This window comes from Actinomadura napierensis (assembly GCF_039529375.1).
Classification (GTDB): Bacteria; Actinomycetota; Actinomycetes; order Streptosporangiales; family Streptosporangiaceae; genus Spirillospora; species Spirillospora napierensis.
The window spans coordinates 103217-129892 of record NZ_BAAAMR010000012.1; the positions used below are offsets into that span (position 1 = coordinate 103217).

Here is a 26676-nt window from a genome sequence, read left to right on the forward strand (position 1 = left end):
CGCCCGTCACGCGGCCGTGCGCCGAGCTGTGCGGACGCCGTTCTCCCTCATGCTGTCGCCGGTTATCCGCCCTGTCCCGTCCCCCGGTGCCCGACAAATCCCGTCGTAGATTTTCGTTCCTTCGCTCGCTGTGCCTCCGTGCTGTGCACCTGCGCGGGGTCGGCGCCGCCGTAGCGTAGCCGGGTGCCTTGGATGTGCCGGAGCCTATGCGGCCGCAGACCTGACAGCCTTCCCGACTTCGCTGTGTTTGCTCCGGTGCCAAGTGAACTTGCACAGCACGTCGGGACGGGGTCACTGTGGAGTGATTACGGAACCAACTTCTTTGCCTTCCACAGCGTATTGAACGCTGTTGGGATCCGCGGCAGGTACAACGTGTATGTATTTACTGTGGTCGCGCGCGAGACTCAGGGCCGTGGAATCCATTACACGTAGCTTACGTGCCAGCGCTTGCGAAGCGCTCAAAGATGGAAGGAATCGTGCATTCTTGACGACACGAGGATCGTCATTGTAGACACCATCAGTCCCATGCTTTGACATAATGACAACTTCGGCCATGGTGTCGATTGCTGCATGCACTGCTGGAACATCTGTGGAGAATCCGGAGATTCCCATGCCGCCGGCAAGGATTCCCACTTGGCCATCGGAAAGTGCGGCCCGCAATTCCTCTCCACTATAGGGTATACCTATACCGTTACATGGGCCGCGAGAAAAGATTTCGGTTCGCACGGCCATGGACTCCAGTATGCCTTGCAGGAGGATAGCGTTGACGCCTGTGGCAGCCATGCCAGCCTCATCCGCTTGGAGGCGGTCCAACTCCCATGCTTTGGCACTTCCACCACGAAAGATGTTCCCTCCGCCCACGATGACCGTGGTAGTGACGCCCATTTTGCAGACGGTCCTGATGGACTGAGCGACTTCAGTCATCCGGTCAATATCCACGGGAGAATGTGAACCGCCAAGCGATTCACCGCTCACCTTAAGCACGATACGCCGGTATCGAGGCTCAACGAACATCACAGCGCTTGCTCCTCTTTCGCCCACAGTGTCATCGCTGCTTCCCAGATTATCTTGTATGGATCCCTGTGATCTGCGGAGTCACTATCGTGAAGGAGGTTGAAGACGCCTGTGACTGCCATGAATTGATGAGAATCCCTGATGGAAAACCTGTACAGACGCGCCCTGTCAAGCCCGTACTGAGGATTCTTCAACGGATCGAATCCGTGCACTACCATCGCCGCGCGAGGGACCAAGCGATTAGATAGACACTTAAGACCGCAATCCAGGTCAGGTACCGGGATGTGCTGGAAGGGGCGCAATTTCCACCAACCCGGGAAGCTGCGATTGAGAAACTCCCACACTACGCCTCCTGGAGGGGTCAGAAAAGTGACCCCAGCTTCAATGAGATCTCGTACGTTGACAGGCTCCCGGAGGCCGAGATCCTCCAAGCACAACAGATTGATCGGATCGAGGCGAAGCGGCAGAATTTGAACATGCTCCCTCCAATGGGTCACTACACCTATGGCGGGATCTTGTTCGGATGACATTAGAATAGACAAAAGCCTGACTTTAATGTCGTAATCGGGTTCCCCCTCCTGGAACATTAAGTCCACTTCGGCTGTCCGGCGAGGGGCGGGAACGACGTGAAAACTTGGCAATGAGTTAATGGTCCCCGGCAGTGCGTCACTGAGAGCTCGCAAGTACTTCATGCAGTTGGAGGTACAGAGCACGGGGATTCGCCGAGTTGCGGCAGTTGCTGCATCAATAGCCGATCGAGTCTCTTTGGCGACTACCTGCAGACGGGCTACGAAGACTTCACCCGCCTTAGTCAGTCGGTAGGTCTTGCGACCTGCCTCCCTTTCAATAATATGAACTTTCTGTGATTGAAAAAACGCCCGATCAAGTTCTAGCAATTGACGAGACACTGTACGCTCGTCACGCCCGAAGTTCGTTGCAAGCTCCTTGAAGGAGCGTTCGTGGCGAAATGACCGCAGCATCTCGATTGTTTCGTAGCTAAGGTGAGCCAAGATGGGGTCGAGTAGAGGCTCAGGCATGTGATCTCTTTTCTTCTTGTGCCGAGGGGGTACTGCGGCGACGGAAGTAGGAGTAGACCACTGCTGCCGGGGCCCCCGCCAAGGCAGTGACCATGCCTGTGACCAACTCGCCGTCGAACCGGCCTACTATCCCTCCAAGAATCACAAGGACCGTCGTCAGCTGCGATCCAACGAGGCAGACCATCCCGATTATCCACCGACGGCTGGCCTCAACGTCTGGCGAACGCTGAACTACGACCGCCGGGAGGTCGTGGAGGAGGAAGACCGGCGACCGCGAAGCGCTGGCTTGCTCGGGGGCTACATTCTCGGACGGTTCGGGCACGATACCCGCCATCTCGGATCACCAGTCTCCATCGCCGGGGCTTTGTGCCATGGTTCCCCGTGCCCGCAGACCGTGCAATGGCAGGTTCATGTAGCTATGACATGCATTGCGGCGACATATGCGGTAGTCCTACCGCATGAGATGCTACGGTTGCCGCAAGTTGCCGCAGAAGCTCTTGTCCTGCCCGCATTGGTGCCGTACGTTTTGGACATGAGTGAACCGCTGACGGGCCGAGAGCCTGCCGATGTCCACCCATCCGTTCATCGCGCCAGGCTAAGCATCTCCCTCACAGGAGAGGCGCTGGCGGCTGCGGAAGCTATCGCGCAGGAGCACGGTGTATCCGAAGGTGAAGCGGTCCGCAGAGCCATAGCGGTCCTCAAGTTTCTCAGCGACGAGATGGCCGCCGGCACGGTGTTTCGCATGCAAGCGCCGAACAGTGAACCAGAGCGGTTCCGACTCGTCTTCGCATGACCGAAAACGCTCGCCATGCACGTCCGAAACGCTATTACCGGTTTCGGTCAGTCATATATACCGAAATCTACCTTTGTACTTGATCATGGTCATACCGCAGCTGGACAGCCCCCGCCAAAGCCGATTACACAGTGGTGACCCACGGTCGTCCGGCCTCCGGGTTCTGCGCAGCGCGGACCGGCCGGGTGGAAGCTGAGGGCCGGACGCATGCGCTGGGGCCAGGTCAGTCGCCGAAGACATGCTCGACCATGTCGGCGACCTCGGCTATGCCGGCGCGGAAGTAGCGGCCGGTGGTGGCCACCGAGGCGTGTCCGAGCAGGTACTGCACCTGGGCGGGATCGGCGCTGCCGCGGCGCAGCCGGGTGGCGTAGGTGTGCCGGAGGGTATGCGGGCGCAGTCCCGCGATTCCGGCGACCCGGCCGACGGCGAGCACGACCTGGGTGATGCCGGAGATGGTGAGGGTGCCGCGCTGTCCGGTCCACAACGGCCCGTCTTCGCGGCCGCGTTCGGCGAGCCAGTCCAGCAGCGCCGTGCGCGCCGGGGCGGGGAGGGGCACGGCGCGCACTTGGTCGCCCTTGCCGTGCAGCCGCGCGCCGCCGGTCCGGGCGGTCACCGGGACGTCCTCGACCTGGAGGCGGCTCGCGAGTAGACCCCGGTCAGCGGTGGCGACGGGCCGGGTCTTGCTGGACGAGGGCGGCGTGTGACGCGCGCTGGTGCTTGTCGCTGAATCTGCAGCGCTTGATGTGGTGCCCGGTAAGCCCTCAGTGTCGGCTGAGCCGAAGCACGATAGTCGTCACATAGGCAGGCGGGCTATCTGTCACTGGCGCGTTTCGCCGATCTCTGCGACAAGGTGCCGGACGCGGTCGGTGAGGCATGCTCGTAGGTGGGCGTAGTGGTTGAGCGGGGCGGGTGAGGGGGTGCCGCCCGGAGATGATCCCTGCGACCAGCAACCGTTTGAGACAGACCTGGCAGGTGTAACGTTTTGAAGCCATGAGGAGTCGACACCGTCCGTACAATGGCCGGATGCGTCCGAAGGTCTCTGTCCAGGGCCTGCTCGCGCTGGTCACGCTGGTCGGCATCGCAGCGGATCAGATCACGAAGGCGCTGGCGGTGGCGGACCTGGAGGGAAAGGCTCCGAGGCACATTCTCGGCGACGGCCTGACCCTCGACGTCTACCGCAACTCAGGCGCGGCCTTCTCCTTCGCCCCGATGGCCACCTTGTTGTTCTCCGCGATCGCAGTCAGCGTCGCCGTCGTCATCGCCCGCCAGGCCTCAACCCTGCGTTCGAGCGCCTGGGCCGTGGCGCTTGGCCTGATCCTCGCAGGTGCCGTCGGCAACCTCGTCGACCGCCTGCTCCGCGCTCCCGGCGGCGGCCGCGGCGCGGTGGTCGACTTCATCGACATACGCTACTTCGCCACCTTCAACGCCGCGGACAGTTGCATCACAGCCGGGGCAATCCTCGCTGTGCTCCTGAGTTGGCGCGGCATCGTGATGTCGGATCAGACGACGCGCACCGAGGAGGAGACCCTCACAGGTTGATCACCGCATAGCGGACGCTGCGCTTGCCGAAAACTCCATCCAAGCTGGTCAGACAGGGCCGTCGATGAGCAAGCCACGAGACCGCCAACGGTTCATGTCGGCTCGTTGTCGGCTCGGCGGTTCCGAACCGGATCGGCACGCGGCGGCACCGTGCGGCACGCGAATCGGACTCGATGCGGACGGATCGACACCGGCCGACACCGAGCAGGCCGCACCGATACGGCAGTTTCGGCTTTTAATCCGTAGGTTGTGGGTTCGAGTCCCACGCGACCCACCACCCCTGACCAGGGCGAACGTGCTCTACACCACACATTGTTGATCACGCCTGGGGCCGGGATGAGGCCCTCCTGGGGACGGGGGTGCAGGCGCAGAAGCCCTGCAAAGCGATCTTCACCCCCAGGCCGTCGTTCGGGCAGGTTGGATCGCGCACCGTCCGGTCGTCAGGTGCGGAAACGGTATGTGGTTGTCCTTTCCCTATCGCCGTTCTCATGTCGGGAGCCGAGGCTCTGGGTCGCGTACGAGCCGCTACGACGCGGGAGGCTTCGCAGCCGGTCGAGTCCGGGGGCTCCCACGCGTATGCACGTTCGTCCTGCTGGTGCGCTTTCGGGGCAGCCGCGCCTGTCCGTTGCGCGGGGCGCCCCGCTTGCGGCGGGTCGGGCCTTTGCCGCGGCGGCGGTTGGTGCCGGGCACGATGCCGGCGGCGTGCATGAGCAGGGCGGCGGTCTTCTCGGCTGCGGTGTGGGCGACCTGAGGTAGGACGCTGGTGTAGGTGTCGGCGGTCAGCACGATGCTGGAATGCCCCAGCATCTCCTGCACCACCTTCAACTCCACCCCCGCGGCCAGGGCCAGTGTCGCGGCGCCGTGCCGCAGATCGTGCAACCGGATCGGCGGCACGTCCTGCTCAGCGATCAACCGCTGGAACTGATGCGTCAACCACCCCGGCGACACCGGCTCACCATTGAGATTGGTGAACACATAACCGCTGTCGCGGTACCCCTCACCGAACACATCCTGCTCGGCCCGCTGCCGACTCCGGTGCACCCGCAACGCTGTCACAGTGGTGCGGTCCAGCGCGATCACCCGGTTGCTGTGCGGCGTCTTGGGCGCGCACGCGGTCAGCTGGCCGTTCCTGCGCTGCACCTGTCGGCAGATCACCGCGGTTCCTACGTCCAGGTCGACGTCACACCACCGCAATCCGGCCGCCTCGCCGCGCCGCAGCCCGCGCAGCGCGATCAAGTGGTAGACGGCGTACAGCCGATGGCTTCGGATGCCGTTGAGGAACTGACGGTCTGCGCGACCGTCCACACCGCCACGCTCGGGCGCTCCCCCGTCCGCCGCCACTGCTCGACCCGACCCGCAGTCCACACCACCGCACGCGGCCGCTGCGCCGATGGAAGCACCACCAGCGACGCCGGGTTCTCATCGATCAGCCCCGCCCGCAGCGCGGCATTCAACGCCGCACGCAAGGTCGCCCGAATCCGGTGCAGCGTCGCCGCCGTAACCGGCCGTCCCTTCTGTTCGTGGTCGTGCGCGATCGTGGCCAGCATCCGCTCCACATGCCCGACCGACACCTCCGCCACCAGCAGATCACCCAGCAACGGCTCCAGATAACGCTCCACGTGATCGGTGTAACCGGCCACCGTCGACGCCGCACCCGGATGGTTCGCCAACCACCGCCCCAGCCACTCTGCCACCGTCAACGGGCTGCCCGTCGGCCCACGCAACCGACGCAGCTCCTCCTTAGCCGCCTTCCGGGTGGGAGACCCGCCCCGCCGGACCCGCCGACGGATCCCGCCCGGACCGCTACCCAGTTCCAGCCGCAGATACCAACTCCCGTGGCTCCGCTCGGTCGCCAGCCGGGGGCATCTGCCACCCACCGCCCGGCCCGAAGCCGGTTCTTCACACCCACACCGGCGGTACACGCCACCAGCACCTCGAAGACGTCCCATCCGACCATCGTGCGCTCCACCGGAACACCCCGGGCGAGACAACACCACCTCGATCAAGCCAGACGTCACCAACGCCACCCGCCACATCCACTCCTGCAGACAGCCTTGAACCTCGTCACAGAGACCGGGACGGCTCACTTGGCGGTCACAGTTAGGGATGTTGAGCCACCGGGCTGAGTTGTACCGAGTACGGGCTGAGCCGGATGTGGCCAACAATGCAGGTGTGACCGCTCAGCGACTTGATGAAGTCCGAAAAAGCGCTCACGGTGAGGAGGTGCCGCTCTTTTCTGGAGGTGGGCGTGGCACAGTCCCCCAAGCCCGAGACCAAGGCCGCACAAGCGATCGTGGCAGAATTCGGCCGGACGGTGTCCCAGAAACGGGGGTTGGGCGGAGCCGACGAGGACCAGCTACGAGGTCCCCTAGAGATACTCCTGCGGAAGCTCGGCACATTCATCGGCGTGGAGGCCGTTCCCTATGGCGAGGTGAGGCTCGGCTCACTCCGTGCGCGGCCGGACTACGCCGTGAACATCGGGCAAGTACGGGTCGGCTATGTCGAGTTGAAGAAGCCTGGCAAGGGTGTCCCCGGGGCGGCGGAGTGGCGCCCAGGGAGAGGTGACCAGGAACAGTGGAGTAAGCTCTGCTCGCTCCCGAACGTGATCTATACCGACGGCGTAACGTGGGCGCAGTACTCGTACGGCGAGCGGATTTCGCCGATCATCAGGCTCGCCAACACGATTTCCGACCTGCGCCGCCCCTCGGCGCCTGACGTCGCCGCCCTGGTGGGCGTCCTTCGACGGTTCCTGCTCTGGGAGCCGGAGTCCCCTCGAACGTTGACCTCCCTGGTGGGAATTCTCGGAGGCTTGTGCGGCCTCTTGAAGGACGAGGTTTACGCTGCGATCACCGGCCCGCTGAAGAAGCGGTCGCAGATGCGGCTGGCATTGCTCGCCGACGATTGGCGGGACCTTCTCTTCCCTGGTCTCGACAACGAGCGGTTCGCTGACGCGTTCGCGCAGACAATCACGTTCGCGCTGCTCCTGGCCCGTGTCGACGGCATCGACCTCCTAGGCGAAAGCTATTACGAGATCGCCCAGAAGCTCGGGAAGCGGCACCTGCTGATGGGGCAGGCGTTCGCCGTACTCACCAGCGGCGTGGACGACGAACTGGACACGATCGAGACTCTCCGCCGCGTCATCGACGTCGCCGACCTCGATGATCTGGACGTCAACCCGGCGGAGGCCTACGCCTACCTTTACGAACGCTTCCTCGCGACCTACGACCCCGCGCTTCGCAAGGACACCGGCTCCTACTACACTCCCATCGACGTCGCCCGCCATATAGTCAGATTTGTCGACGAGGTACTGCAAGAACATCTCGGCAAGGAGTGGGGCTTCGCCGACGACGACGTCGTGATCGTGGATCCCGCTATGGGAACCGGGACCTTCCTGGTCGAGGTCATCAGCGCCGTGGCCGACCGCGTCGGCGGCGAGCTCGGTCCTGGGACGCGCGAGGATTTCGTCCATGATCTGGTCTCGAAGAGGCTCATCGGTTTCGAGATCCAGGTCGCCCCGTATGCCGTCGCCGAACTTCGCATTCATGGCTCCTTCAAGACCCGGTTCCAAGTGGAGACGCCCCCCAAGGCGCGACGCTTTCTCACCGACGCGCTGGCCAACCCGAGCCAAGTGCAGCGGAAGCTGGGCGCCCCGTACCGGGTGATGGAGGAAGCACGCGACGAGGCGAACGACATCAAGCTCAAGGTTCCGGTGATGGTGGTCATCGGCAATCCGCCCCACGTGGAGAACGCGAAGGGCCGCGCCCCATGGATCGAACAACCACGACAGGGCACACCAAGGCCCCCGTCCGTCGCCGCGCGCCCCTCCATCGACGAGTTCCGAGCCGAGGGTCTTGGCCGCTACGAGTCCGACCTGCACGGCATGCCCTGGTACTTCCTACGCTGGGCGACCTGGAAGGTGTTCGAGGCCGAACAACGCATGCCGGCGGGCGTAGTTGCCTTCATCGTCCCGTCCAGCGTGACCAGAAGCCGAGCCTTCAGCGGTCTACGTGAATATCTGCGACGCAAGTGCAAGGTGGGCTGGGTCATCGAACTCACCCCGGAGGGCAACCGTCCGCCGATGCCCACGCGCATCTTCGGGCCCGATGTAGGTCGGCAACTCAGCATCCTCGTCTTCGCTAACGCTGCCGCCGATTCCGATGAGAGAGAAGCAGCCGACGTCCGGTATATCGCGTTGACCGGAACGAGCGAGGAGAAGCGCTCGGCGTTGAAGGAACTGAGGACGACAGGTCCATACTGGCAGCTCTGCAGCCGCGAATGGCAGGCCGCCTTCCTCCCTGCCGGCGACCCGATATGGACGTCCTCCCCCTCACTCAGCGATCTCATGCCTTGGCGCTCCAGGGGGATCACCCCGGGCCGGACTTGGGTCTACGCCCCCACGGCTGACCTGCTACAAGACCGGTGGCGCGAGTTTCTTGCCGCGCCGGTCAGAGAGCGCCGCGAACTCTTTCGGGAAAGCCGGGACCGAACTTTGCACAGCAAAGTGAAGCCGCTGCCCGGCTTCCCGCACGCCCTTCGACCGCTGACCGAAGAGTTCGGTCCCTGTCCCGAACCTATCCAAGTGGCCTACCGCTCATTCGACCGACAGTGGGTTATCCCTGACAACCGGCTCCTGGTCATGGCCCGCCCCCCGCTCTGGCAGGTCCGATCCGAGCATCAAATCTATGTCTCCGAACAGGACGCCCACCAGATCGAGGACGGGCCGGCATTGACGTTTACCGGACTGGTACCCGACCTCGATCACTTCTGCGGCTGGGGTGGCGGCGGAGTGCGCCCCCTCTGGCGCGACTCCACAGGCAACATTCCCAACATGACCGACAAGTTGCTCAACCATCTCAGCGGTGTACTAGGGCTCTCGATCTCCGCGCCCGATGTGCTGGCCTACATCGCGGCTGTGACAGCACATCCTGGATACACCCGCCGGTTCAAGCAAGAGTTGCGGCAGCCGGGCGTCAGAGTTCCGATCACTCCGGACCCGGCGTTGTGGAAGGACGCATTGACCATCGGGCACGAAGTCCTCTGGCTACACACCTACGGCAGCCGCGTCACTGACCCCACCATGCCACTCAGACGCTCTGAGCGCGCCGTCGTCGAGCACTTCGGCATCAAATGTCTGGCTCCGGTGAGATCACTCCCCGAGCAGCTTGCCGAACGCCTCCACTATGAACCCGGCACCCAAACGCTTTACGTCGGCAGCGGAGCCTTCGCACCCGTGCGGCAGGAAGTCATCGACTACACCATTTCTGGTCGGCGTATGGTGTGGCGTTGGTTGAACGACCGGACCGCCAGGCCCCGGAACAAGCGCAGGTCGTCGAAGCTCGACGACATCACGCCGACCACCTGGAGCCGGGACTTCACATTAGAATTCCTGGCACTTCTCTCCGTCTTGACAGGATGTGTGCTTCTACACCCAAAGCAGGTACGAGTCCTGGACGAAATCTGCGCAGGTCCACTGATCAGCCTCAGTGACCTCAGCGACGCTGGAGTCCTTCCTGTTCCGCTCGCCGCCACAAAGCCACCGTCATCAGCACCATCCAACTTCTCTGCCCTTCCCGGAAGCTGACTTTGGCCTAGCTTCCCCACAAAGCTTCTGCCCGCTACCGTTCCCGCTGTCGTTGCTGTCGGCCATGTCGGCTCGTTGTCTGCTCGGCGGTTCCGAACCGGATCGGCACGCGGCGGCACCGTGCGGCACGAGAATCGGGCTCGATGCGGACGGATCGACACAGGCCGACACTGAGCAGGCCGCTCCGATACGGCAGTTTCGGACTTTTAATCCGTAGGTTGTGGGTTCGAGTCCCACGCGACCCACTCAACGCATCGCCTATGTAGCTTGCGGATACACGTCACGTGCACGCAGTGAGGGGCTTACTCCTCCTCACCTTGGGAGGACGCGGGGAGGACGGAAGGCCGGGCTTCCAGAGTCGGGATCTTCCGTGGCACCAGTGCCGCAGCGGCTTCTGCGGCTTCGCGGGCGACCTCTGGGAGGACGCTGGTGTAGGTGTCGGCGGTGATGGCGAACGAGGAGTGCCTCAGCATCGCCTGAACCAGTTTCATGTCCGCGCCACCGGCGAGCATCAGTGTCGCGGCGCCATGGCGAAGATCGTGCAGCCGAATGGGCGGCAGCCCGGCACCGTAGGCCAGCCGGGCGAACGCATCGGTCACGTGATCGGGATGCAATGCCGAGCCGTCCTCCCGCGTGAACACCTTTCCGGACTCCTGCCACGCCTGGCCCCACTCGGCCCTGGACTCGTCCTGCCGACGATGGTGGGCTTTGAGCACGGTGACGGTACCGGAGTCGAGCGGGATCGTGTCGTCGCCCGCGTCGGACTTGGGGTCACCGTCCTCGATCTCCCGGTAGGTGATCTTCACACAGTTCTCCCGGACGGTCAGCGACGCCCCGGCCAAGTCCAGGTTCGGCCACACCAGTCCGCACGCCTCCCCGCGTCGCAGGCCCCTGAAAGCCATGAGGTGCAACAACGGGTATAGCGGGTGGTCTGCGGCGTGGTCGAGGAATGTCCCGGTCTGTTCGGGCGTCCACACCATCACCCGCGAAGGGCGCGGCAGCGACATCCAGATCTTGAACGCGTTGACCGTACGGCCGCCAGTTCGTTCCCGCTCCGCCAGTTCCCGCTCATAGGCGGTCTGCCATGCGGTGACGCGTTCGGTAGTCTACACCAGTGCTTTGGGCCGCTTGCCTGTTTGGAGCTTGGTCAGCTTCGCCACGTTCACTGCGGTCAGGCCTTGCCGTACCGCATCCGCCAGAGCCGACCGGAGCGTCGCGCAGATGCGCTGCATGGTGGCTGCCCCGACTGTCCGACGGTGCGGCGGAAGGCCGGCGAGTTCGGCGCGAGCGGCTCTGTGCGCGGCCTTGTCCCCGGATCGCCATGCCTGCCGAGCCGCAGCAAGCAATCGCCGGCGTTCCCCAGCCGCCCACAGGATGCGCTCGTTGTCGGCGTCGATCGCGGCGAACATCTCGTTCAGATGCGCAACGCGTAGCTGGTCCAGTTCGATGTGGCCCAGGTGGGGTTTGAGGTAGTACTCGATGTGCTCCCCATAGGATTTGCGGGTACTCCGGCGCAGGCCGCGGTGGTCGGCGAGCCACTGATCCAGGTATTGCCCGACCGTGTACCGCACGCTCGGGTCCAAGCCGCGCAATGCGCGGCATCGCGCGTCCTCCAGAGCGTTCTCAGCGTCCTCTTGCGTGGTGAACCCGCCCCGGCGGAGCCGACGGCGCTTGCCGCCCGGGTCGGCGTCGAGATCCAGGTAGAAGTACCAGGTACCGTGCCGCGGATTCCAGGCGCCGTCCTCGTGACGCAACTGCGGACAGCGGGAAGCGAGTTCCTTTCCGTCCGCACCACGGCATTTACACCTCTTGTACGTCGACCCCTTCATCGAAACCTGAGGCTACATACCAGGTCACGAGCCGAGCCAGCACCTTTGCATCTGAAGGCAGGATACGACTCCACGTGATTGCTCCCCCCGAGCGCGAGGAGGTCTGCGCGTGCCTGCCCAGAACGGCGAGCCCTGATCTTCGGGCCCCGCCCATTATTTTGCCGCCGTTTCAGGAACGCATCAGTTCACAGTCGGGACTGAGGTGCCTCCGGTAGACCGGGCCACAAGGGTGTCCGCCGGACGCATCGCCACCCCAGCGGCTCCTGAGCCGGGTGTGGGCGCCGTAGATCTTGGCAAGGTTTGCTGAGTTCGTTCACGATGCCCACGACGCTGCGATCGACCGGTGCGAACTTCCCAAGTTGATCAAGGTCAACTCAGATGAGATGTCCGTGGCACCGGGAAGCTCATGTCTCGGACTGTGCGTCTAGAGGTCCAAGGCGAGGCGTGATGGCGACCCAGCAGACCAGGTGGACGTCGTCTGAGGTGATGGGCGGGAGGGGGTGTGGTGCGTGCTGGCGCACTAGGCCGAGGCGGTCGGCGAGGTCCGCGACTTGGTCGACGCGATCATGGGGGCTGCCCAGTTGGTTCATGGTGGCGCGGACGGTGCGGAGGATGCGGGGGCTGTAGGGGGCTTGGAGACGTTCGACGAGTTCGTCTTGCTGCTCACCTAGGTGCGCGCCGTGTTGATGCACGAGTTCCGCGGCGTCCCGCATGACCTTGGGGACCGGGCGTTGGAGATTGGCGGGGTCGGTGTTGTGCATCCAGGCATCAACGATGTGGGCCTTGGCAACCGTCCAGGCGTTGATGGCGGCCTGGTAGACCGCGTCGGGAAATTCGGCCGGGGTGTCGGGGCCGCCTGGGTCGGCTGCGGTCAGGCATGCCAACGTGTCGTCGATGACGATGGGTGAGCCGTCATCGTCGGGTTCGATGGTCAGGTCGGGGGGTGAGCGGGACGTAGCGGAACCAGGGTTTGGGGTGGTCGCCGATGCGTGCGCAGAAGACCAGCCCAGGCTGAACTCCGGTGCGAACGAAACCGGAGCCGCTGCCCCAGGCCAATTCGAGGACCGTTCGGCGAGTCAGCGGGTTGTTCAGGTTGGCGGCGAGCTGGCGTCGGTACTCCTCACCGGACAATGCAGAGGCACCGCCTTCTTCGAGGAGGGTGGCGTCTTCGCGGCGGAGCCGGTCGATCTCGGTTCGGGTCTCGGTGATGCTGACGTCGCGGCCGGTGTAGCCGGGAAGGACCTCGCCCACTCCAGTTGCCGCAGCGGCCTGTTTGAGTTTGCGCTGCAGTTTGTCCTCCAGGCCCAGCAGGCTCTCCAGGTGCCGGTCCGGGAAGAAGCAGCGCAGGTACACCTCGCGGTGGTGGGAGCCGATCCGGTCGATGCGTCCGTGCCGTTGGACCAGCCGCATCGGGTTCCAGGGCAGGTCATAGTTGATGATGTGGCGGGCCTGCTGGAGGTTGACGCCCTCGGCGAGGACATCGGTGGCGATGATGAGGTCGTAGCGGTCCTCTTCGCCGTCGCCGCCGGCGGTGCGGGGGGCGAATCCGGCGATGACTTCGGCGCGTCCATGCCCGTCGGGACCTGAGGCGGTGGCGAGCCTGGAGCGGTAGCACGCCAACCGGGGGTCGGTCTCGATCGCGGTCTGGAGTTGACCGTGGATGTGTTCGACCGTGTCGGAGTAGTAGGAGAACACAAGGATCTTGCGCTTGTCCCGCTCGTCGTCTTCGGTGATGGCCTCCTCGGCGGCCTGCTGGGCGATGGCGGCGAGTTCCTCAATCAGCGCGATGATCTTGGTGTCGGCGCTGGCGTGGTGTTGCTGGACCTGGTGGTGGAAGGATTTCAGCAGGTCACGGTCGGCTTGGATGGCTCGGCGTAGCGCGGTCACGTCGTAATCGGCGGCGTCTTGGATACCGGCAAGCGTTTCGTCCTGCAGAGCTTCGAGAAAGGCGTCCATCTCGTCGCTGTCGGAGGCCGACCATTCCCGCAGCGCGTCGCCGGTCAACACCTTGCCGTGCTCCAGCGCGGACAGGAACTGTTCGTGGCTGGCGATCATCTTCTCCACGGTGCGCTGGAAGGCGTACGCCGAGGACTCGAAGCGTTTCAGCAGTGCTGAGCGCAGCAGGCCGGCGTTCTGCTGCTCGAACTGTTCCTCGGTGTCACTGTCGAGCCGGAACCCGGAAGGCACGTATCGGGCCAGGCTGAGGACCTCGCTGGGCGCGGTCAGGTTCACCGCCGATTCCGGGTCGTCGTCGGAGTGGGCGCCGAGCGCGGTGGCGAGCTGGTCGAACAGTCCCGGTAGCGCCTCCTCCAGGTCGTAGTCGACCCGACGGACGCGCGGCGTCGGGAAGCTGATCTGACGGGTGACACCATTGATGACGACGCGGTCGCCGGAGTAGTAGTGGCGGACGAATCGGCGGGTACGCCGCACCGCGACCCGGTCAATCACATCGAACAGGTGCTCGGGCGACAGTTCGTCCGGGTGCACGGCCATGGCCCGGTCGAAGTAGCCCTTCAACGACGGGATCCCCGAGTCGGCGAACGCGGCGTCGTTGGTCACGAAGTAGGAGATCAGGTTGTAAAGGTCGTACAGGCTGTTGTTGACGGTGTGGCGGTCAACAACACCAACCTTGTCCCTGCCGAAAACTACATCCGTGCAGGTCACGCCACATGCTCGTACTCGTTGAGAATTCCGCCGAGGCGTTGGCGTCTTCGTACGTCCAGCCGGGCAATCTGGTCGGGGTCGGTGATCGGCGGGGGAGGCGGGGTGCACGGTCGGGCGTTCGCGATGCCCTGGTGAGGACGATGGCGGTTATAAAAGATCTCGAACTCGCGCAGCGCATGAAGCACGTGCCGTTGGTTCCAGATCAGGGTCCGATCTAGAAGCTCAAGGCGGCAGGTCAGCATCCAGCGTTCCATGACCGCATTCATTCTCGGCATCCGGACGCCGGTGAGCACCGTCTTGATGCCCGCGTCGGCCAGGACGGCGTCGAACAGTTCGGGGTACTTGCCATCCCGGTCACGGATCAACCATCGTGCCTGGCAACCGACGTCTTCCAGGTCCATGACCAGGTTTCTGGCCGCCTGCGTCACCCAGGAGGCGGTCGGGTGGGCGGTCGCACCCAGGATGCGGATCCGGCGGGTGCGGTGTTCGATCACGGCCAGCACGTACATGCGCGCCCCGGTCAGGGTGACCGTCTCCAGAAAGTCGCACGCCAGTAGCGTGTCGGCCTGGGAGCGTAGATACGAATCCCTCCAGGAGACCCAGGCTGGCGGCGGGCCCGGCACGTGACGAACGATCACCCGCGATCCGCTTGAGCGTCAACCGCTGGGAGGGGTAGCGCGTTGCTGCACACCGAGCACCGTCTGTACCAGACGATCGATCTCTTCGTAGTGCTCGTCGCGGTGTCCTCGGAGGTCTTCAGGAGTGGTGTAGACCGCGTCTTGAAGGTTTGCGTCCTTGGTGCCGGCCTCGCTTAGATCCACCCCGACCAGGTGTGCGCCGCTAAGGTCCGCTTGGGCGAGGAAGGCACCGCGGAGCTTGGCTGCGTTGGTGCGAAATCCCCAGTTGCGGCCCCAGATCAGCCGCGGGAGACGTCGCTCGAAATGAGCGATGCGAAACGCTCGTTCCCATCGTGGCTCAAGGGCTCCGAGCCGCGCGCCGCGCAGGTCGGCGCCGCCGAGGCGCGCATTGCGCAGGTCGGCCCCGACAAGGCCTGCTTCTCGTAGGTCGGCCTGGGTGAACCACGCCCCCCGCAAGTCGGCCTCCCACAGGGAGCTTTCACGCAGGTCAGCATGCTCTAGACAGGCGTCACGCAGGTCAGCCTCGGTAAAGCGCGAGTCCTGAAGATCTGCTCCGCGGAAGACGACGCCCCGTAGATTCAGGCCGCCCAGGTCTGCTCCTCGAAGGTGGAGGTCAGTCAGGTCGACCAGGACCGGCGTGGCTGAGCCGAAGGAAGGCGGAGAGGTGTGGATTCGGCCTCGCGGTCGTCGCCCGATCGCAACCAGGGCCGCCTGGACGTCGGCGGGGGGCCTGCTGGGCAACGTCGGCGGCGCAGTGGTCCGGCGCCGGCTCTTCCAGAACCGGTCCCGTGCAGGTGACGGGGGTGGGGCGTGCCCTACTGCAGGGGTGTGATGGCGGATGAAGGCGCCGAGGACCTGGGTAACGTCGGTCAACAGCGCGGGCGAATCGCGCATGACCTGCTCAAGGGCATGGATTCCGCCGATCCGGACATACAACTCGTCGGAGCTGAGCCGCTCCAAGGCCTTGGCGAAACGGTCGGCTGCTTGTCCCCGCTTCGACAGTCGGTAATTGATGGCGGTGTAGATCAAGCCGCCGAAGATGATGAGGGTCCCGGTGGCGGAGGTGAGCATCAGCCTCATGCTGTGCTCTGCGGCCAGGCGATCGGCGGGCGTGGCTCGAGGATCGCTGAGCAGGTCTTGGTCGATCAGGTGGCGCGGAGCCCACACCAACAGCCAGCCGTATCCGGCCAACAGAATCACAACGGCCGCCAGGATGGCCACGACACCCGCTCGTCTGCTCATCCTGTTCACTCGGGCGTCTCGCCGTCTCGCGCGTGCGGCCTCATCCGGAGGCCTGAGGGAGGGCTCGCAGAGGCAGGCGACGGTCCATGTCCAGGGCGACTTCGCCGTAGGGCGCGACGTGTGTCCAGAACAGCGGGGTCATACCGCGCCGGTCGGCGGCGGTGAGCAGGTCATCCCAGTCGGCGTCGGCGAGGACGTCTTGGATCATGAGGGTGTTGATGTAGAAGAGCGCGGCCTGCAGGACGCACAGGCACAGCACCGAGAGTTCTTGTTCGTCGCGGCGGTTGGAGGCGATGTCGCCGCCCTTGCCGAAGAAGATCACGCTGTTGGCGCGGTTCCAGGACTCGACCACGTTGAGGCCCGCGTTGATCTCGCGTTGCAGGTCGCGGTCGCGCAGGTAGCGGGCCAGGAAGATGGTCTTCTGTGCGCGGCCGAGCTCGATCATCGTCTGGTAGGTGGGGTCCATGGCGTTGGCTTTGAGGAAGCGACGCAAGATGGCCTCGGTGGAGGCGGTGCCGGACCGGATCGCGGTCGCGTATTTGATCAACGCGTCGTACTGCTGGCTGACCAGGTCCCAGCGGATCGGTCGGGTCAGCGCCGCTTCAAGGTTGGCGTAGGCGCCGCGTTCACCGGCGCCGGGCAGGTACAGGCGAGTGTGGTTGATCCGTTTGATGCGTGGCAGCAGGTCAAACCCCAGCAGCCGGGTGATGCCGAACCCGATCTCGGACTGGCTGTGGGTGTCGCCGTAGTTGCCCTCGACCTGCATGGTGGTGCCGTGCCGGATGGCGCCTTCGACCATAGCGGCGACCTCGGAAGCGGTGCAGGAGATCAGCTGGGAGTGGATCGCGCTCGACGTGCCAGTAGATTAGGACGCTGCGGCCGAAAGCGCGCGGGTTCGCCGATTCTTCATCGTGCAAGTGGCGGAACCCGTGCGTGGCCGCGGCCCTGGTCACCCACCCCGAACGAGTTCGCGGTGTACTCACGCTTCCAATTCCCGCAGATCGTGCAAGATCATGGCACTATCCAGCAGCTGATTGATCACCCCGGCGGCTGGCCCGCGGATCTGACGCAGTGTCGGCGCATGACCGACCATGATCAGCCCTCTGGATGCCCGGGTCCTTGCGACGTGGAGCCTCCGCACGTCGTTCAGGAAACCGATAACGCGGCCGGACCGCGAGGCGCGGCAGAAGCTCACGATGGCGAACTCGCTCTGCTGTCCTTGAGCCTCGCCAAGCGTCCCAACGATCTGAAAGCGGATCCCTGGGAAGTCGGCGTAGTGGGTGTCGAGGAGGCGGCGGAGCGCATGGGCCTGGGCGCCGTAATAGGTGAGCACGCTTACGGTCGCTGGCGGCCCGGGTCGCCGTCGCTGTTCCGCGTTGATTCGCCTGCATGCCGCAAGGACCCAGTCGCATTCCAGGTCGTTGACAAAGCCGTTGGCTCGTCGAGCGTCGTAGGCTCTGACGCCGTGCGTGGAGGTGTCCAGTAACACCACCGCCCTGCCGGTCAAGAGGGGGGCGAGTGGGGCGCGACCACGTCGGACGAGCTTCTTGGTGAGGTCAGCGATCCTGGGGGCGTTGCGCGCGACCGCTCGGCGAACGGCGCTCATGATCGCTCCGGTCACGAACCCGAGCGCGGTGATGAGCTTGAACAGCTTGCCGGGGCGGTCATCGATAAGTGCCGCAAGCTCTTCAGCGCGGACCTCAGCGCGGACAGGATCGACGTAGCAGCGGCGGGCTGACCAGTGGACGAGCTTGCGCGCGGCCCATGGAGAGATCTCGCAGCACTCGTTGATAGCCAGGCCGGAGAGGATGGCGAAAAGAGTCTCCCCACCGGTCATCGGGCACCGCCGGGCAGCAGGCCGTGCAGCCAGCCGATAACGGCCATGCCTGGTGCAGGGCGTGGTGGTCGGTTAAGCGTCTCTGGCCGGCGTTCGGCAAGCACGTTGCGAGCCGCGACCACCCCAGTGGGTGTGAGCTGATAGAAGCGGCGGCGTGGCTTGTTCGGCTCGGGGTGCTGGTCTTCCCAGCGGCCAATGATCCAACCAGCGTCTTCGAGCCGATCAAGAACGCCATAGACCGTGGGCCCAGACCGTTTCGTGGCCTTCAAGATTGCCCAGCCATGCAACTCAACCTTGTCATCGAACGCCTGCAGGAGGACCTCCGCGACATCGAGAAGCGGGCCGGTGACTCGGATCGGACCTGACATGGCGCTTATCTTACCTAGGTCGAATAGCGTGGACCAGGCCCAGTGTGGACTACCGAGGCAGGGTGGATCGGCGCTCGGGATGGGCGGTGTAGACGTACTTCATCGCTGTTGAAGCGGAGATGCCGAATACGCGTATGAGGTGGACGGGGTCGGCGGTGTGCTTGGCCTCGTCGAGGATGCGGTCCTGGCGGAGCTTGGACGGGCTGATGCCGAGGGGCCGGAAGATCTCGTTGATGACCATGATGGAGACCGCGGTGTCCATGACGGCGGTCTGCTGGCTGAGCAGCAGGTGGGGGTTGATGGTGCGGGGCCAGCGGTGGCGACGTTCGCGGAGCCAGGCGATGGCGAGGGTGTGGGTGAGCTCGTCGAGGTAGACGGTGTGCCGGGCCAGCCGGCGGCGGACGAGGAGCGTCCCGTCTTGAAGGTCGAGGTCGGCCAGGAGGAGTCCTGGGGTCTCGTTGCGGCCGAGGCCATGGATGGCGACCAGGGCGACGACGAGTTTGGCCATGGTTCCGTTGGCGCGGTCGATGAGGCCGCGGAGCCGGTCGGTGGGGATCGGGACGGGCAAGCGGACGACGGAGGTCATGGTGATGCCGCGGGTGGGGTCGCGGAAGATGAGCCGTTCCTGCTTGAGCGCTTGGAACAGGCTGCGTAGCGCGGTGGCGAGGTCGAGTCCGGGCTGGCCGGGCCGTTGTTCGAGGACGGCGTGGACGTCGTCGCGGCTGATCTCGCGCAGGCTGGAGATGCGCCCGGCCCAGAGGATGAGGACAGGAGTCAGATAGCCGAGGTATTTGCGGATCGTCTCGAACAGCATGGCGCGGTGCTCGCGGCGGCCTTCACCACGCAGGACACCCACCCAGGCGCACAGCTCGCCAGCGATTCCGGGAGGGAGTTCGGTGAGACGCTGCTCGATGGCGCGCTGGTGGATGTCGAGCTGGCGGTCGGGGTCCGGGGTGAGCAGGTCGTGCTGCTGCAGGAAAGCCAGGATGTGGCGGGCGCTGGTGCCGGGCCGGTCGGCGGGCAGGGCGAGGATGTCGGCCTCGTGGATCGGGGCGTCGGCGCCGAGCCAGGCGAGCAGGATCCTCAGGCTGCGGGCCGCGATCCGGTTGACCTGCTCGTCCAGGCCGCGTTCGGCGGCGTGACGCCGGAAGTCCGCGAGCAGGGCTTGGGCGTTCGGGGTGAGGGACGGCAGCTGGTTTAGCGTGCCTTTGGCGAGGCAGCTCCAGTCCCGGCGGGCGTCGAACAGCAGGCCCTGGCCGGGGTCGAGGAGGTGAGGCGAGATCGGTGAGGGCGGTGGCCGGCGGGCTGCGGCGCGGGCGCGGGCCCTATGGTGCGGGGCGACGTAGCCGAGGGTGCCGGATCGCATCGTCAGGCGCGGGGCGAGGTCTCCGCCCAGCCAGAGCTGGGTCCACGACTCGGCCCGCGCGTCGGGGCCGTGCTGGTCGATGTGTAGGCAGCAGGCTCGGCAGATCTCGTCCAGCAGGGGGACGTCGGGACGGCCGCATCGGGCGCAGTCGCCGACTGGGTGCAGGTGCCGCTGATGCTTCCAGGGCGAGCAGCCCGGGCAGGTGGTCCGGAACCCCCAGCAGTCGCAGTACTGGCAGCTGCGCTGCGGCTTGTGCAGGACGACGGGGCGGGGGCGGCGCCGCGGCGCGAGGAGTCCCGCGTTTGTCAGGCCCGCGTGGCGCAGCACGTCGGCGACGGCGTTGCGGAAACGCGGCAGGTCGTCGAGGGTTTCCTCCCGGATCGTCTCCTCGCCGTCGGCTTCGCGGATGGCCAGGACCAGCCGGAGCATGAGGCAGGTTCCCCGCCACCATGCCTTGCTCAGCTCGCGCTCGGCGGCCAGCGCGGTCGCAGTGTCCTTGAGGTTTTCGTAGTCGGGCAGGTCGCGGTGCCTGAGGCGGCGGGCGTGCGCGTCGGTGAGCTGTCGGCGTGGCCGGAAGAGCAGGAGCTGGCTGCGGATCGTCGGCGGGCAGACGTGCGGGTCGTCGACCGGTTCGGCTGTGGCGATGCGCAACTGGTCCAGCAGGGACCGGGGCCGGGTGCGGTCGGGCGCGTGGCCGCGGACGGGCCGGTCCAGCGGCTGGGATCTGGGGAGCCGGTCTCCCGGCAGAATCAGCATGAGCTGCGCCGGGCGGCCGCCGACCAGGTGGGCGACCCATTCGGGGTCCTCGAGACGGATGGTCAGCAGACACAACCGGCAGAGCCCGTCGGTGTTGACGTGGCTGCCGTGCCCGCACCTGCGGCAGGCCGCCTGCTCGGGGTGCAGGGCCCGCCAAGAGGAGCACGCGCCGCAGTCGGCGAACTGGGGTTTCTCGCCCCAGCCGAGGCAGACCCGGCACTGCCCGATCGGCCAGCGCTTCGGCATGGGTGTCAGTTCGGCGGCAGCGAGCGGCGGGGACCGCCCCGCCGTGGCGTCGGCCGGACCGGCCCGCCCGCCTGGTGGCCGACCGCCCGCTGTGTCTGCTCCTGCTGGCCGTCGGCGGTGACGAGGGGCTCGGCTTCCAACAGGTCAGCGACCGTGCACCCAAGCGCGGCGCAGATCTTGTCCAGGTCATCGAGGCGGACGGAGATCGGTTTGCCGCTCCAGAGTGCGGCGACCTTGCTGAGCGACGGGGTGAACCCGACCTCTTCGAAGGCCTTCAGTAGATCGCTGGGCCGCCAGATGTCGCGCTTGGCCGCTGCCCAGCGCAGGTTCCACTTCACCGCAGGTTCCCCTTGTCCATCGTCAGCCGTTGCACCGCTCGCCCGGCGGCGGCCAGGCTGGCCTTCTCCGGATCGGCGTGGGCGGTGGCCAGGTACGAAACCGTGGTCGTCGGGCGATCATGACCGAGCATCTTCTGCACCTCCCACAGCGACATCCCGCGCTCGTAGTTGTGCGTCGCTGCAGCGTGTCTGAGCAGGTGGGGATGCAGGTGCTGGACCGGGCCGGTCAGGAACCGCCGCCCGGCGATCTTCAACGCCCGCCGGAACGTCGACGGCGTCACCGCGATCCCCGGCACCGCGACGTTCAACGCCGACACCGCCGTCGGGATCCGCTCGGAGGGGAAGAGGGGCGCGTTGGGATCGTCCGGGTCGTCGCAGAAGCCGCCTCGGCATTCCTCGATCCACCACCACAGCAGGTCACGGCCTTCTCTGAACATGTAAGCCTCGCGCGGCCTTGGCCCGGACCCGCGGGCTCCCTTGCCGTTGACCAGGAAACGGCCCCACTGCCCCGACTCCCAGTGCAGGTCACCGACCGCCACGCCGCACAACTCGGCGGCCCGGACGGCGGAGATGTAGGTGAGCTTGCCCATCACGTAGTCACGGCGGGCGATCAGCGGCTTGCGAGCCTGATCCAGCGACTCCCGCCACCGGGTGAAGAACTCCCCGGTCGCCCGCTGCGACGGCGGGACCCGCAGCCCAAAATCGCCGCGGTGCCGGGGCCGGTTGAACGGGTCGATCGGCGACTCGACGGCCACCCCGTAACGGCGGGCGATCTCACCTGCGTACCGCTGCTCCAAGAATGCGAAGTAGCTGTCGATGATGTTCATCTTCTGCCGGACCGTGGACCGGCCGCGCTTGCCGACTCCGGCGAAGTACATGTCGGCCTGACGCGGGGTCAGCCGCCACGGCGCCAACCCGTAGTGCTCACAGATCTCCAGCACCGGCTTGGTCAGCCGCTCCAGCGTGCTCGCCGCCAACCCGGCCGCGTCCCGAGCCCACTGGTACTCGGCCAGGGTGTCCAGGAAGAAGCTCTCCTCGTCCCCATCACCTACCTCGGCCGCGTTGCGCCGCTGCAGCGTGACGACGTCGGCAAGGCCCGGCTCCTCCAGCAGCGGGTCACCGATGGCCGTCTCGGCCGAGTCGAGGGAGCCCGTCGGCCGCACGACGGACAACAGACGACTCCTGGAATCACTCACGGTCCGTGATATTACACCAGCCTCTCCAGGAATCCTGGTGACAGCGGCAGAATCCTGCAGGATTGAGATCGACGGACCTGGTAGGTGGCGACCTGCTGAGATGCGGTTATGCGGCCAAGGTCAGGTCCCGGGAACCTGCGCGTACTCCAGTTCCGTAGCGGGCGTGCCATTGAGTGAACAGGTTCTGGTCGAGCGCGCCGAAGTGGGTGGAGTCGCTGGCGACCGCGTTGGACCCGGCACCCCACACCGTCTGCTGGCGGGTGGCGAAGGTGGCGTCGGCGATCTGGATCGCGATTATCCGCGCGGCCTCGGCGGTCAGGTAGCGGGTCCGCACGTAGCGGATGTCGCGTTCGTGGTGGCCGTGCCTGCCGCCGGCGGCGACGGCGCGGATGCCGGTGTTGGTGCCGTAGGCGTACATCGCTAGGATCAGACGCTCAGCCAGTGCCAGATCGCCGCGTTCGGCGGCCGCCGACACCTGGGTCAGGCAGCCGGTGCGCAGCACCGCCTCCTTGAGCATGTCGATCAGCAGGACGGTGCCCCACCGCTGGCCGATCTCGGCCTTGAGCCGCCGCAGGTTGCGCGGTTCAGGGGCGGCGTCGAAGTCGGTGAGTCGAATCGGGCCCTGCTTGCCGCGCTCGCCGATGGCCAGCCAGTCCACGCCGGGCACGGCCTCGTCCAAGGCGAACAACTCCGTGCGCAACTCCTCGCGGATCTCGTCGATGAACGCGGTCGGATCCAGCGGCTTGCGCAGCGCGGCATAATGCTCGCCGCGGCGCGACTCAAAGTCGGCGGGCAGGTCCTCGTCCGGGTTGCGGTAGCGGTCGGCGCCGACGACCCAGATCTCCTTGCAACGCAGCTGATCGCGCAGGGCCTGGAAGGTGGCGATCTCGTACACCGATCGCACCACCCGGCTCTCACCAGCCCGGCCGCCCCGGCTGGAACCGCCGCCGGACACGGGGCCCTTGAACACCAGCGGCGCCCAGTCGCTGGCGACGCCACGGTGCTCGGGCACCAGCTCCCCGGCCGGGTAGTAGGTGAGCCGACCGTCGGCGTACCGGCGCACCAGCTCCAACGCGTCCAGCACCGGGCGGTGTGCGGTGTTGGAGGAGCGGAACTCCAGCACCCGCAGTAGCTCGATCAGCCCGTGCCGGTAGTGGCCGGTGTAGGAGGCCTTCAACGTCGTCTGCACCGTGCGCCGGTACACCGGGCCCTTGGTCTTGTATCCGTGCACCAGTTCCCGCAGCGTCTGCTCACCGCCCACCACCGCCGGAAAGACCACCTCCCGCACCGGCGCGTCGGGCTCGGTGAGCGCCGCCGCGGCGATGGAGAACAAGATGTTTTCCTTGCCCGTCACTCGCTTGAAGGCGTTCACCAGCTCTTCGGTCACCCGCCGGTCCGCGCGCGCCCCGATCCGGTGCACCGTGGAGATCAGCAATTCCACCAGCGTGTCGGTGATCTCCCGCTCCCGCGCGTGCAACAACTCCGCCAGCAGCGTCAACATCAACGGCACGGGATGATCGCGCAAATGCGACGGCGACTCCACCGCCGCCCGGGTCCGCCACCCCGCGACCACCTTCGGCGCCACGTCCGCGAACAAACCCGTCGGCAGACCGACCGCGCGCACCGCACGCAGCTTGCGGATCTCGGTCAGCATCGACTCTAAGCTCATGTTCCCCGGCACAGCCTTGATCAACGACAGCACGTCGACATCGGCGTCTTGGCCTTCGCCTGTCTCCCCGTCCGCCATCCCTTCGCCGGCTTCGACCGCCACCAGGGCCCGCAGCCGCGCCACCGTCTCAGCAGGCAACCGGGACGTAATCCGGGCCGTCGCGTTCTGCTCCGCCGTACGCAGCGCCGACCGGATGATGCGGTCCACCCGCTTGGGCGTCGGCGGCTCGATCCGCTCCGCGCGGCACCGCGCCAGCAGTTCCACCCGAACGCGGTCGTGCTGTCGCTCGGCCTCGCACACCTGGGCCGCCAGCCACACCGTCAGCTTCTCGGCGTCCTCGCGCGAGCACTCCCGGAACCCCAGATGACGGCGGATCTGCGTCTGGTGGTAGCGGGCCGTCCGGTCCGACCAGCCGTACAAGCCCAGCTCTGACGCCTCCACCTGGACCTGTCGAGCCATGTACTCCACTGCGTGATCGCTGAGCTCCGCTGGCCCGCGCGGAAACCAGCCATACCGGATGTAAAACTTCAGTGCCAGCACGAATCCCAGCCGCGTCGCTCCCCGCTTGCCCGCGACCAACTCGCGCTCGTCATCCAGCAACGTCCAGTGCTCAACGAGCTCACCCAGATCCACCGACCGCCCCATGGGCGAAGATCCTTACGTCTTGCGGTGTCCGATGTCAGGCGTACCCGACAGTCGCCGCAAAACGTTCTAGATCATCCGGTTTACCTCAGGGGACAGTGTTCTTAGGGGCGCCCCTACGCCGCCGCGGCCCGGCCGTGTTCAACGCGGCCGTCGCCTGCGCCGACCCGCTCACCGGCGTCCAGGCCCCCGCGGGCGACGACGACTGGGACGAACCGCGCCTGGCCCCACCCGCCAAGACCGGCATCCACGTCATCGACGCCGAAGCCGCCAAGCTCCACGCCGCCGCGGTCGGCACCCCGATCAAACGCCGCGGCCCCGCCCCCCAACCGCCGTCGCAGCCGCTTCGCCTCCGTCGCGCCCGCCCTGCCAGACCCCGGCAGCCCCCTCGCCGACCTGGCCCGGTTCCTGCACAAGCACACCAAGGGCGGCGCCCTTCACCGCCGCCTGCACTCGCAGGGGTGAGCGCCGGACGGCGTCACCGTCACGCCGTCATGACGGCAGACCGTCACAACCCGAAGGAGGTCGTCACCGGCACCTGAACGCCAAGCTGGCCCCGGAGGTGCGCCAACACCGCCCGGAGCCCGGAGCCCTGTCCGAGCCGTCGCTGAGCCCCAGGTCGGGTGGCCGACCGGTGTCGTGTCCTTGGCGGTCAGTCAGACGGCGTACGCGATGTTCTCGCCGAACTTACAGACCAGATTCTTTGCCGGATGCGGGCGAGTTCGGGGTCGGTGTCCACGGGCCGTGCGGACTTGCGGGGGGAGCTGCTCGGGGAAGGCCGCGGACCAAGACCGGTTTCCCGCGATCTCTCTGCACCGCGACCTCACGCTGCCGGGTCTGCCTGAGTGTCGTCACTGGTGGATTGATTAGGGCCCCCTGCGGCAACAGAGGGCCCCGGACGCGAGGTGTCCGCACCAACAGACAGACCTCGCCGGGACCCGCAGATCCCGGTGCCCTCAGCATCGAGCAACGCGCGTTGTTCGTGAAGCGCGGACCAGGCGAGGGAGGCGCGACTCGTGCTGTGAACAACTCTGCTAGACGCTCTGAACTGGGTGAACGTGAATTGTTTAGCGCCGGAGAGACGAGAGGTGTCTTAGGTCGCCGCGCGACCGAACGCTGCTCGGTCTGGAGGTGCGAGCGATGCCGGGCGAGTGGAGTCGGCCCCTGGCGACACTGACCGAGGTTGTTCAGATCGGAGTTGGATTTCTTCCTTCGGCTGGACTCGGCATCAGGGGTCCAGCACGATGAGCGTCGATACTCCTTTTGGATCTCAGGATCGCGACGAACGGCCGGCGGCAACCGGCCTGCGGTGCCCAGAGGGAGTTCGGTCCGCACCAGCACCGACAGATCTCAAGGAGGAACCGGATGGACCCTTACTCTTGTGGGGTGGAAGGCACCTACCTTCCCTTGCCCGTCCTTCGCATCATCGTCTTCATCACGGTCATCGCCGCCGTTGTCATTCTGAGCAAGCAGGGGCTTGATCCCCTAGCCATCTGGGGAAGCATCACCATCACCGGCCTGCTCTCCGATCAAGTCAGTCGCCAGCTGACCTTCCATAGCGCCCAGGGCCTGCCCGAGTAAGGCCGAGGGGCGACCCGTGTTTCTGGACACGGAAAGAGTCGGCCGTGGCACGCCCTGAGAGGCCGATCGACCCAGGCGCCGGCCCCGTGGCCGAATTCGCTCAGGAGCTGCGGAATCTGCGCGAGCTCGCGGGGCTCACCTACCGCGAACTCGCGCAGCGCGCCCACTTCTCACTTGGCGCGCTGAGCACGGCTGCGCAGGGCAAGCGCGTGCCTAGCTGGGAAGTCACGCAGGCCTACGTTCGCGGCTGTGGCGGCGACGAGTGAGGTTCCCCCCGTTTCACGGCCACCTGGGGTGAGATGGGTCAGCCGGTCGGTGGTGAGGTGCGGTGTTGTTCCTC

The 26676-nt window shown here is 65.9% G+C and carries 22 protein-coding genes and 1 pseudogene; 5 read left to right on the forward strand and 18 right to left on the reverse strand.

All coding sequences use genetic code 11. From position 1 onward, the window contains the following. Positions 1-291: 291 nt before the first annotated feature. Positions 292-1014 (reverse strand): amino acid kinase family protein, encoded by a 723-nt coding sequence (locus tag ABD296_RS09820; RefSeq protein WP_344263879.1) that lies wholly within the window; start codon positions 1012-1014, stop codon positions 292-294. Next, positions 1014-2051, reverse strand: coding sequence for a hypothetical protein (locus tag ABD296_RS09825; RefSeq protein ID WP_344263882.1), 1038 nt, complete (start codon positions 2049-2051; stop codon positions 1014-1016). Before ABD296_RS09825 ends, ABD296_RS09820 begins: the two co-directional genes overlap by 1 nt. A 532-nt stretch (positions 2052-2583) precedes the next feature. Between ABD296_RS09825 and ABD296_RS09830 the strand changes: the two genes are divergently transcribed. Continuing rightward, on the forward strand, positions 2584-2844 hold the full coding sequence (locus tag ABD296_RS09830) for a hypothetical protein (RefSeq protein ID WP_344263884.1): 261 nt from the start codon (positions 2584-2586) through the stop codon (positions 2842-2844). 223 nt (positions 2845-3067) lie between these two features. Here the strand turns inward: ABD296_RS09830 and ABD296_RS09835 are convergent. Further along, positions 3068-3469 (reverse strand): annotated as a pseudogene (locus ABD296_RS09835) (tyrosine-type recombinase/integrase); the annotation flags it as partial. A 398-nt stretch (positions 3470-3867) separates the two neighbouring features. Between ABD296_RS09835 and lspA the strand changes: the two are divergent. Then, on the forward strand, positions 3868-4383 hold the full coding sequence (gene lspA / locus ABD296_RS09840) for a signal peptidase II (RefSeq protein ID WP_344263886.1): 516 nt from the start codon (positions 3868-3870) through the stop codon (positions 4381-4383). A 525-nt stretch (positions 4384-4908) separates the two neighbouring features. On the opposite strand, the gene ABD296_RS09845 is transcribed toward lspA, so the two are convergent. Then, entirely contained in the window at positions 4909-5688 is a 780-nt protein-coding gene (locus tag ABD296_RS09845; protein ID WP_344263888.1) for a site-specific integrase, read from the reverse strand. After that, the gene (locus tag ABD296_RS09850; protein WP_344263890.1) at positions 5616-6077 is read right to left on the reverse strand and encodes a phage integrase central domain-containing protein; all 462 of its coding nucleotides are present in this window, start codon (positions 6075-6077) and stop codon (positions 5616-5618) included. Before ABD296_RS09850 ends, ABD296_RS09845 begins: the two co-directional genes overlap by 73 nt. Positions 6078-6574: 497 nt before the next feature. On the opposite strand from ABD296_RS09850, the gene ABD296_RS09855 reads away from it, so the two are divergent. Further along, the gene (locus ABD296_RS09855; protein ID WP_344263930.1) at positions 6575-9964 is read left to right on the forward strand and encodes a type ISP restriction/modification enzyme; all 3390 of its coding nucleotides are present in this window, start codon (positions 6575-6577) and stop codon (positions 9962-9964) included. A 302-nt stretch (positions 9965-10266) separates the two neighbouring features. Here the strand turns inward: ABD296_RS09855 and ABD296_RS09860 are convergent, their stop codons facing one another. The 13 genes from ABD296_RS09860 to ABD296_RS09920 form a co-directional block, all read right to left on the reverse strand. Then, positions 10267-10971, reverse strand: a complete 705-nt coding sequence (locus tag ABD296_RS09860) for a site-specific integrase (RefSeq protein ID WP_344263893.1) — start codon at positions 10969-10971, stop codon at positions 10267-10269. A 99-nt stretch (positions 10972-11070) separates the two neighbouring features. After that, on the reverse strand, positions 11071-11718 hold the full coding sequence (locus ABD296_RS09865; RefSeq protein WP_344263895.1) for an Arm DNA-binding domain-containing protein: 648 nt from the start codon (positions 11716-11718) through the stop codon (positions 11071-11073). A gap of 479 nt (positions 11719-12197) precedes the next feature. Further along, positions 12198-12677 (reverse strand): hypothetical protein, encoded by a 480-nt coding sequence (locus ABD296_RS09870; protein WP_344263897.1) that lies wholly within the window; start codon positions 12675-12677, stop codon positions 12198-12200. 28 nt (positions 12678-12705) lie between these two features. Next, entirely contained in the window at positions 12706-14457 is a 1752-nt protein-coding gene (locus ABD296_RS09875; protein ID WP_344263899.1) for a C-terminal helicase domain-containing protein, read from the reverse strand. Then, positions 14454-15095 carry an integrase core domain-containing protein gene (locus ABD296_RS09880; protein ID WP_344263901.1) on the reverse strand — a complete coding sequence of 214 codons (642 nt, stop codon included), beginning with the start codon at positions 15093-15095 and terminating at the stop codon, positions 14454-14456. The genes ABD296_RS09875 and ABD296_RS09880 overlap by 4 nt, the downstream gene beginning before the upstream one ends. 18 nt (positions 15096-15113) lie before the next feature. Then, the gene (locus ABD296_RS09885) at positions 15114-16316 is read right to left on the reverse strand and encodes a pentapeptide repeat-containing protein (protein ID WP_344263903.1); all 1203 of its coding nucleotides are present in this window, start codon (positions 16314-16316) and stop codon (positions 15114-15116) included. Positions 16317-16377: 61 nt separating this feature from the next. After that, positions 16378-17136: a Tn3 family transposase gene (locus tag ABD296_RS09890; RefSeq protein ID WP_344263905.1), complete on the reverse strand. Its 759-nt coding sequence runs from the start codon at positions 17134-17136 to the stop codon at positions 16378-16380. Between the two features lie 180 nt (positions 17137-17316). After that, entirely contained in the window at positions 17317-18174 is an 858-nt protein-coding gene (locus ABD296_RS09895) for a C-terminal helicase domain-containing protein (RefSeq protein WP_344263907.1), read from the reverse strand. Continuing rightward, positions 18171-18542 (reverse strand): PadR family transcriptional regulator, encoded by a 372-nt coding sequence (locus ABD296_RS09900; protein ID WP_344263909.1) that lies wholly within the window; start codon positions 18540-18542, stop codon positions 18171-18173. The genes ABD296_RS09895 and ABD296_RS09900 overlap by 4 nt, the downstream gene beginning before the upstream one ends. Before the next feature lie 49 nt (positions 18543-18591). Then, positions 18592-20910: a hypothetical protein gene (locus ABD296_RS09905; RefSeq protein ID WP_344263911.1), complete on the reverse strand. Its 2319-nt coding sequence runs from the start codon at positions 20908-20910 to the stop codon at positions 18592-18594. 5 nt (positions 20911-20915) lie between these two features. Further along, entirely contained in the window at positions 20916-21248 is a 333-nt protein-coding gene (locus ABD296_RS09910; RefSeq protein ID WP_344263913.1) for a helix-turn-helix domain-containing protein, read from the reverse strand. After that, a complete protein-coding gene (locus ABD296_RS09915; protein ID WP_344263932.1) occupies positions 21245-22411 on the reverse strand; it encodes a tyrosine-type recombinase/integrase in 1167 nt (388 codons plus the stop codon). Before ABD296_RS09915 ends, ABD296_RS09910 begins: the two co-directional genes overlap by 4 nt. Positions 22412-22550: 139 nt before the next feature. Next, the gene (locus ABD296_RS09920; RefSeq protein ID WP_344263915.1) at positions 22551-24758 is read right to left on the reverse strand and encodes a DUF4158 domain-containing protein; all 2208 of its coding nucleotides are present in this window, start codon (positions 24756-24758) and stop codon (positions 22551-22553) included. Between the two features lie 1383 nt (positions 24759-26141). On the opposite strand from ABD296_RS09920, the gene ABD296_RS09925 reads away from it, so the two are divergent. Next, a complete protein-coding gene (locus tag ABD296_RS09925) occupies positions 26142-26336 on the forward strand; it encodes a hypothetical protein (protein WP_344263917.1) in 195 nt (64 codons plus the stop codon). Positions 26337-26422: 86 nt separating this feature from the next. Next, positions 26423-26602: a helix-turn-helix domain-containing protein gene (locus ABD296_RS09930; RefSeq protein WP_344263919.1), complete on the forward strand. Its 180-nt coding sequence runs from the start codon at positions 26423-26425 to the stop codon at positions 26600-26602. Positions 26603-26676 lie beyond the last annotated feature (74 nt).